General features: G+C 63.7%; 7 protein-coding genes. 3 read left to right on the forward strand and 4 right to left on the reverse strand.

Going from position 1 to position 6,475, the window contains the following annotated elements:
* Window positions 1-130: 130 nt before the first annotated feature.
* A complete protein-coding gene (locus H7B90_RS11550; RefSeq protein WP_185136024.1) occupies window positions 131-1,921 on the reverse strand; it encodes a M3 family oligoendopeptidase in 1,791 nt (596 codons plus the stop codon).
* A 152-nt stretch (window positions 1,922-2,073) separates the two neighbouring features.
* Here H7B90_RS11550 and H7B90_RS11555 point away from each other — a divergent pair, with 152 nt between their 5' ends.
* Complete coding sequence (locus H7B90_RS11555; protein ID WP_185136025.1) at window positions 2,074-2,325, forward strand: hypothetical protein; 252 nt, start codon at window positions 2,074-2,076, stop codon at window positions 2,323-2,325.
* 171 nt (window positions 2,326-2,496) lie between these two features.
* Here H7B90_RS11555 and H7B90_RS11560 read toward each other — a convergent pair whose 3' ends face one another.
* Together H7B90_RS11560 and H7B90_RS11565 are read right to left on the reverse strand one after the other, a co-directional pair.
* Entirely contained in the window at window positions 2,497-3,195 is a 699-nt protein-coding gene (locus tag H7B90_RS11560) for a DUF2225 domain-containing protein (protein WP_185136026.1), read from the reverse strand.
* Window positions 3,196-3,249: 54 nt separating this feature from the next.
* Window positions 3,250-3,621 (reverse strand): globin domain-containing protein, encoded by a 372-nt coding sequence (locus tag H7B90_RS11565; protein WP_212959419.1) that lies wholly within the window; start codon window positions 3,619-3,621, stop codon window positions 3,250-3,252.
* Between the two features lie 483 nt (window positions 3,622-4,104).
* On the opposite strand from H7B90_RS11565, the gene H7B90_RS11570 reads away from it, so the two are divergent.
* A complete protein-coding gene (locus tag H7B90_RS11570) occupies window positions 4,105-5,202 on the forward strand; it encodes a nucleoside recognition domain-containing protein (RefSeq protein WP_185136028.1) in 1,098 nt (365 codons plus the stop codon).
* A 100-nt stretch (window positions 5,203-5,302) separates the two neighbouring features.
* Window positions 5,303-6,133, forward strand: coding sequence for an NAD kinase (locus H7B90_RS11575; RefSeq protein WP_185136029.1), 831 nt, complete (start codon window positions 5,303-5,305; stop codon window positions 6,131-6,133).
* A 64-nt stretch (window positions 6,134-6,197) separates the two neighbouring features.
* Here H7B90_RS11575 and H7B90_RS32545 read toward each other — a convergent pair.
* On the reverse strand, window positions 6,198-6,475 hold a 278-nt coding region (locus H7B90_RS32545), incomplete at its 5' end, for a hypothetical protein (protein WP_221482005.1).

Genomic DNA, 6,475 nt, shown 5'->3' on the forward strand with positions numbered 1-6,475 from the left:
CATTATATGAGAATATTTAGAAAATTTCAATGATTTTGTCTTACCTTGTCGTTAAAAAAAGCATAAAGCTGCGTCCGGTCGAACTAAGAAAGCCCGGAAGGGAGCAATCCCCTCCGGGCTTCCCAAGCTATCAGGACCGGGCCGCCAGCTTCTCGAAGGCGTCCACGTCCGCCACCGCGCGCTGGACCGCCGACCGCCAGAAGTCCGGCTTGGTCAAGTCGGCGCCCAGATGGCGCGAGGCAAGCTGCTCGACCGTCATGACGCCGGTATCGCGCAGCAGGCTGTCGTACCGGGCCGCGAACGCCGGCCCTTCCGCCTCCGCCACGGCGGCGATTCCCGTGCTGAACAGGTAGCCGAACGTGTACGGGAAGTTGTAGAACGGCACGTCGGTCAGGTAGAAGTGCAGCTTCGACGCCCAGAAGTGCGGGTGCCAGGAGCCGAGGGCATCGCCGAACGCCTCGCGCTGGGCGGCGACCATCAGCTCGCCGAGCTGCCCGGCATCCAGCATCCCTTCCCGGCGCATGCCGTAGAACCGCGTCTCGAACAGGAAGCGCGCGCGGATGTTCATGAAGAACGCCACGGCGTTCTGCAGCCGCTCGTCGAGCAGCGACAGCTTCGCCTCGTCGCCGTCCGCCCGGCGCAGAAGCGCGTCGGTGACGAGCCCTTCGGCGAAGGTGGACGCGGTCTCCGCGACGTTCATCGCGTAATCCTGGGCGAACGGCGGGAGGCCGTCCACCAGAGACGAGTGGTAGGCGTGGCCGAGCTCGTGGGCGAGTGTGGACACGTTGCCCGCGGTGCCGGAATAGGTCATGAAGATGCGCGTCTGGCGCTTCAGCGGGAAGTCGGTGCAGAAGCCGCCCGGACGCTTGGCGGGACGATCCTCGGCCTCGATCCAGCGCTCCTCGAACGCCCGCTTCGAGAGCTCCGCCATACTCGGGGAGAATTCCCGGAACGCGTCTCCGATCAGCGCGGCCGCGCTGTCGTACGAGATCTTCGCCCCGTCGGCTCCGACCGGAGCGGAGACGTCGTGCCAGCCCAGCTTCTCCTTGCCGAAGCGGCGCGCCTTCGCGCTTAAGTAGCGCTTGAGCGGCTCGATGCCGCCGGCCACCGCGTCCCACATGGCGTCCAGCGTCTCCCGGCTCATCCGGTTCATCTTCAGCGGCTCGCGAAGCGGATCGTCCCACCCGCGCCGGCCGTACAGCTTCAGCCGGAAGCCTCCCAGACGGTTCAGCGTGTCGGCGCACAGATCGGCCTGCTCCGCCCACGCCTCCTCCCAGAGACGGCCCATCTCGTCGCGGACCTCCTGCTTCGGATCGTCCAGCTTGTTGGCCGCCTGGCCCGCGGACAGCTTCGACGTCTTCCCGTCTTCCTCCCACGGAATGGAGATGCGGCCGACCAAGGTCGAATAATGCTCGCCCCATCCTTGATAGCCGTCGATCGCCAGCTCCGAGGCGAGCGCCTCCAGCTCCGGAGCCAGCTTGTCTCGGATCGCCGCGCGGCGTTCCTCGAGCGGGAACGAGATGTCTGCGAGTTCCGGCGTCGCGACCCATGCGGCGAAGCGTTCGTCCGGGATGGCCGCCAGCCCGACGTCGAACAGATCGGACGCCTGCTTGAGCCGAGCGGACAGCGATTGCGCCTTCTCGGTCCAGGCGACGGCGCGCTTGTCGTTCATGTTCTGCGAGGACAAGCAGATGACGAACGAGTCCGCGTGGCGGATGCGAATGTGCGCTTCCTGCAGCTTCGCCGTCCAATCCCGAAGCTCCGAGTCGGAAGGCTCGCCGCCCTTCCTCTGCTGCAGCTCCCCTAGGAGGGAAGCGACGAGAGCCTCCGTCTCCGCCATGAAGGCGGCGAACTCGGGCGAAGCCGAGCCGCCTGGATAAAACAGGTCCAAATCCCATGTCTGCGACAGATTGTGCGGCATGAACGTATCATCCTCTCTTCGGGGCTCATCCTCTTAATAGTCCTGTTGCGGACGGACCGGTTCCCCTTTATTCAAATGCTACATCATTGCGCTTCCCGGAACAACTGGTGTATCGTTAGAGAATCCCATTCGAACGGAACGGAGGTGCCGTTGTGATCCCCTTCGAGAACAGTCTGCCCTACGACATCCAGATGAACGACGTCTACGCGGCCGAATGCCCGTTCTGCGGCCAATCGCACGTGAGGCTGCCGCTGAAGCCGGAAGACGTCGAGGAGCTGCGCGGAGCCGGGCGCAAGCGCTCCGTCGTGTTCCCGTGCTGCCACACCCGCGTGCAGCTCGTCGATGCCGACGGCGATTACCTGCTCGCGGACAAGCCCGTCGGACGAGCCCGGACAAGGAGCTGACGGCGGGCTTGATTTTCCCGGCCTCTCCGCGTGCTCTCGGGTCGGCGAACGCAAGTACTTTCTTGGACTAACGGACCGCGACTCGTCCCGCCCGGCTCTCGGCAGGTTCCCGCCCCAACAAGAAAGGACTGCCGAGATCGTTCTCGGCAGTCCGGTATTCGCAGCGGCGTCTTAAGCGCCGTTCCGCGTCATCTCTTCCGGGAGCTCGGCCCCGGCGTTCGTCATGTCCTCGCGAATGACGGTCCATTGCTCGCGCGAGGCGCGGATCATGGCGGCGTCGGTGATGCTCTTGTCGTGGATGACCCTCGAGAACCACTTGACCGCTTCGTGATAATGGCCGAGCCGGCGATGCAGCTCTCCGATCAGGTACAGCAGCCGGGCGTTGTTGACCGCGCTCTCGCTCTGATACACCCTTATGTACGCGTCCAGGGCGAACTCGATGAACTTCAGCTCCATCTCCGCGTTGCCCTCGTACCGGTACAGCCACGCGATATGGTGAAGGATGCCGGCTATGATCCGGTCCTTCTCCTTGACGGCCTGCGCCGACAGGAGCGCCAGCTTGTAGCATTCCATCGCTTCCCGATGGGTTCTCTCCCCGCCGTATTCGCGGAAGGTCCACTGCTTCCCGATCTTGTCCAAGTACGCCCTCTTCTGGTCGTCCCGCATATGCCCGTTGAAGTTCTCCGTCGACGCGAACCCGCAGTAAGGGCACACCCGGACGACGTAAAAATCGGGATTGACCGAGGCGAAGTACGAGCAGAAGTCGGAATCCGTGCGGATGGCCCTCTTCAGGCTGGGCCGCACCCGGGACGTCTGGAACTCGGATTCGCAGCAGGGACATTTGATCTTCGTCAAATATAACGGATCCACTAAGGACTCCTCCAAGCGCCGTCCGCCTCAGGCGGGACGTCGCGGGTAATGGCCTTACGAGTTGACAAAATGGTAAGCGGGCCCGGACAGCCGGTCCAGCATGATCCGCTGCAGCTCGGGCGACAGGCTCGTCTCCTCGAGCGCCCGTCTCATGCAATCGAGCCAGGCGTCGGCTCTCTCCTTCGTGATCGGGAACGGCAGGTGCCGCCCGCGCATCATCGGGTGTCCGTGCAGATCGGAATAGAGAGACGGTCCGCCGAAGAACTGGGTCAAAAATTGATACTGCTTCTCCATGACCGGGCGGATGTCTTCCGGGAACAAAGGCGCGAGCAGAGGGTGCTCCTGCACCTTCGGATAGAATCTCTCGACCAGGTCGCGAATGGCCGGTCCTCCGCCCGCGGCTTCATAGATCGTCGAATAAGTCACGCGGACAGCCTCCTTCTCGTATTTCTTGGCAATATCGGGACTTTTCTCCCTAGGCACACCCATTATACCATAACGGAACCCGAACTTATCTCCTATTCAAACAAAAATCGCCCAAGCGGGCGATGAAAGAAGTCATAGTTCGATCGTTGTTACCAGTCGTTCTCCGGAGGTGTCAGGGATTCCCTGATTACGTATACGAAAGCGCATACAAGAATACCCGCCGCGATAGCCGCCATCTCCCATCCCTCCGCTCTCATGAGTCATTCAAGAATCATCGCGATTCTTCAACCATTCCGATATAGTTCCATTGTAGCATATCGCCCCCGAACAATCACCGATTTTTTGCAAGCGATTACAAGATCGAACGCCGGGCAAGTAACCCGCTTCTCGAACATATAGTGGACAAGAAGCTTTTAATGGGATAACCAGGATGGAGTTGAGATCCGCATGCGCACGACCGTATCGCAACGAGGAACGGAACGAATGTCCCGGCTCAACGGCTGGCTGGCGGCGCTGACGCTCGGGACCGCGGTTCTGCTGATCGGAGGGCTCGCGCTCTCCATGCCTCAAGTCGCTCTCGACGCGTCGCTCAAAGGGCTGGCCGTCTGGTGGGAAGTGCTGTTCCCCGCGCTGTTCCCGTTCTTCGTGCTGTCCGAGCTGCTGCTCGGCTTCGGCGTCGTCCACCTGACCGGCACGCTGCTCGACCCGCTCATGAGGCCGTTGTTCCGCATCCCCGGGGCCGGCGGCTTCGTCGTGGCGATGGGCTTCGCTTCGGGCTATCCCGTCGGCGCCCGCTTGACCTCCCGGCTCATGGACGGCAAGCTCGTCAACCGGGAGGAAGGGGAGCGGCTCGTCGCGATGACGACGTCGTCGGACCCGATCTTCCTGATCGGGGCCGTCTGCATCGGTTTTTTCGGAAGGGCCGATATCGTCCCCGTGCTGGCGGCCGCCCATTACGGCGGGGCGATGCTGCTCGGTATTCTGATGCGGTGGGGAGGACGCGGGGAGAAGGCGGAGGACGGGGGGACAAGGAAAAAGGCGGAACGGCGCCGGGGAGGACGGCTCCGGGAGGCGCTCGCCGCCATGCACCGCGCGAGGCAGGAGGACGGAAGAACGTTCGCCGTCATGCTCCAGGACTCCCTGCGATCCTCGATCCAGCTTATGATCGTCGTGGGCGGGCTCGTCGTTTTTTTCTCGGCGACGCTGGAGCTCCTCATTCACAGCGGCCTGCTCGGGACGCTGAGGCATCTGTTCGTCGGGCTGCTTCATCTCGCGGGAGCCTCGCCGTCGCTGTCCGATTCGCTCATCCGCGGAACGTTCGAGGTGACGCTCGGTGCCCGGGCCGCCGCGGAAGCCGGCTCCGTCTCGGGCCTGCCGGTCCCTCCTCTCGTCGACCGGGTGGCGGCCGCCGCCTTCGTCCTCTCCTGGGGAGGACTGTCCGTGCACGCCCAAGTGGCGGGTTTGATGAGCCGAACGAGCTGGCGGTACGGGCCTTTTTTCCGGGCGCGTCTCCTGCACGCCGTCATGGCGGTGGCGCTCGTCTACGCGCTGTGGCCGTATTTGTATCAGCCTTCCTCGTAAGCTCCGGGGGAATCGGGGCTGCAGGATTGTTTTCTCGGGCGGCATTAGGGTATGATCGTATCGAGAAGAGCAACCGATTGGCTGCGGAAGGAGCAAACCCTTGAAGTATGCACTGCTTGACCGTGGAGACCGGCTCTCGCGCGAATTGGCGGAGCGGTTCCACGACCTGGCGCGACAGCGCGGGCTTACCCGCGACGAATCGTCCCCCGAGATCGTCCTGTCCATCGGCGGGGATGGCACTCTGCTGCAAGCGTTCCACCGGTTCCGCGACAAGGTCGGCTCGGTGGCGTTCGTCGGCGTTCATACGGGGCATCTCGGCTTCTACGCCGACTGGAAGAAGGACGAGCTCGAAGAGCTGGTCCAGCTCATGGCGACGGTGGAGCCGAAGACGGTCAGCTATCCGCTGCTGCGGGTCGAGATCGTCACGGACGGCGGCACGTCGGTCTATCTGGCGCTGAACGAATTCACTCTCAAGAGCGTGGACGGGACGCTGGTCGCCCAGCTCAACATCAACGACGAACCGTTCGAGATGTTCCGCGGAGACGGCATCGTCGTGTCCACTCCTACCGGCAGCACCGGATACAATAAGAGCGTCAACGGCGCGGTCATCCACCCGCATCTCGAAGCGCTGCAGATCGCCGAGATCGCGTCGATCAACAACCGCGTCTACCGGACGCTCGGATCGTCCCTTATCCTGCCCAAGCACCATCACTGCGACATCGTGACCGATCCCGAGGAGCCGCTCGCCGTCGGCATCGACCATCTCGTCATGCAGTTCCACGAGGTCCGGTCGATCATCTGCTCGGTCGCCGACGAGAAGGTCCAATTCGCCCGGTACCGTCCGTTCCCGTTCTGGAACCGGGTGCGCGAGGCGTTCATCGGCTTCAAGCCGGAGGATGCCGTGCAGGCCGCCCAGAAGCGTCCGAAGTGACGATCGGATGGATAACGATATAAAGGGGCTGTCCCGCAGGTCGATCGACCTCGCGGGACAGCCCCTATTTGGCGTTTGCAATGGCGCAACCCGGCAGGAAGCGCGACGGGTTGCGCTTCCTCGCGGGCCGAGATGCCCGGCCCGCGCTAAGGCCGCTCGCCGCCGGACTGGCCGGCGTCCGGCCGGCGTCCGCCTTCGGGACGCGGCCCGCCCTCCGGCCGCGGACGGTTCGGCTTGCCGCCGTGGAACCCGCCGCGGCGCCGGTTCTTGCCGGCCCAGCGGCCTCCGCCGCCGCCGGTCTGGCGCTGCGCGCCCTCGCCTTGCGGCCCGGCAGCCTGGACC

This window comes from Cohnella xylanilytica, assembly GCF_014212175.1.
In the GTDB taxonomy this organism is placed as follows: Bacteria; Bacillota; Bacilli; order Paenibacillales; family Paenibacillaceae; genus Cohnella; species Cohnella xylanilytica.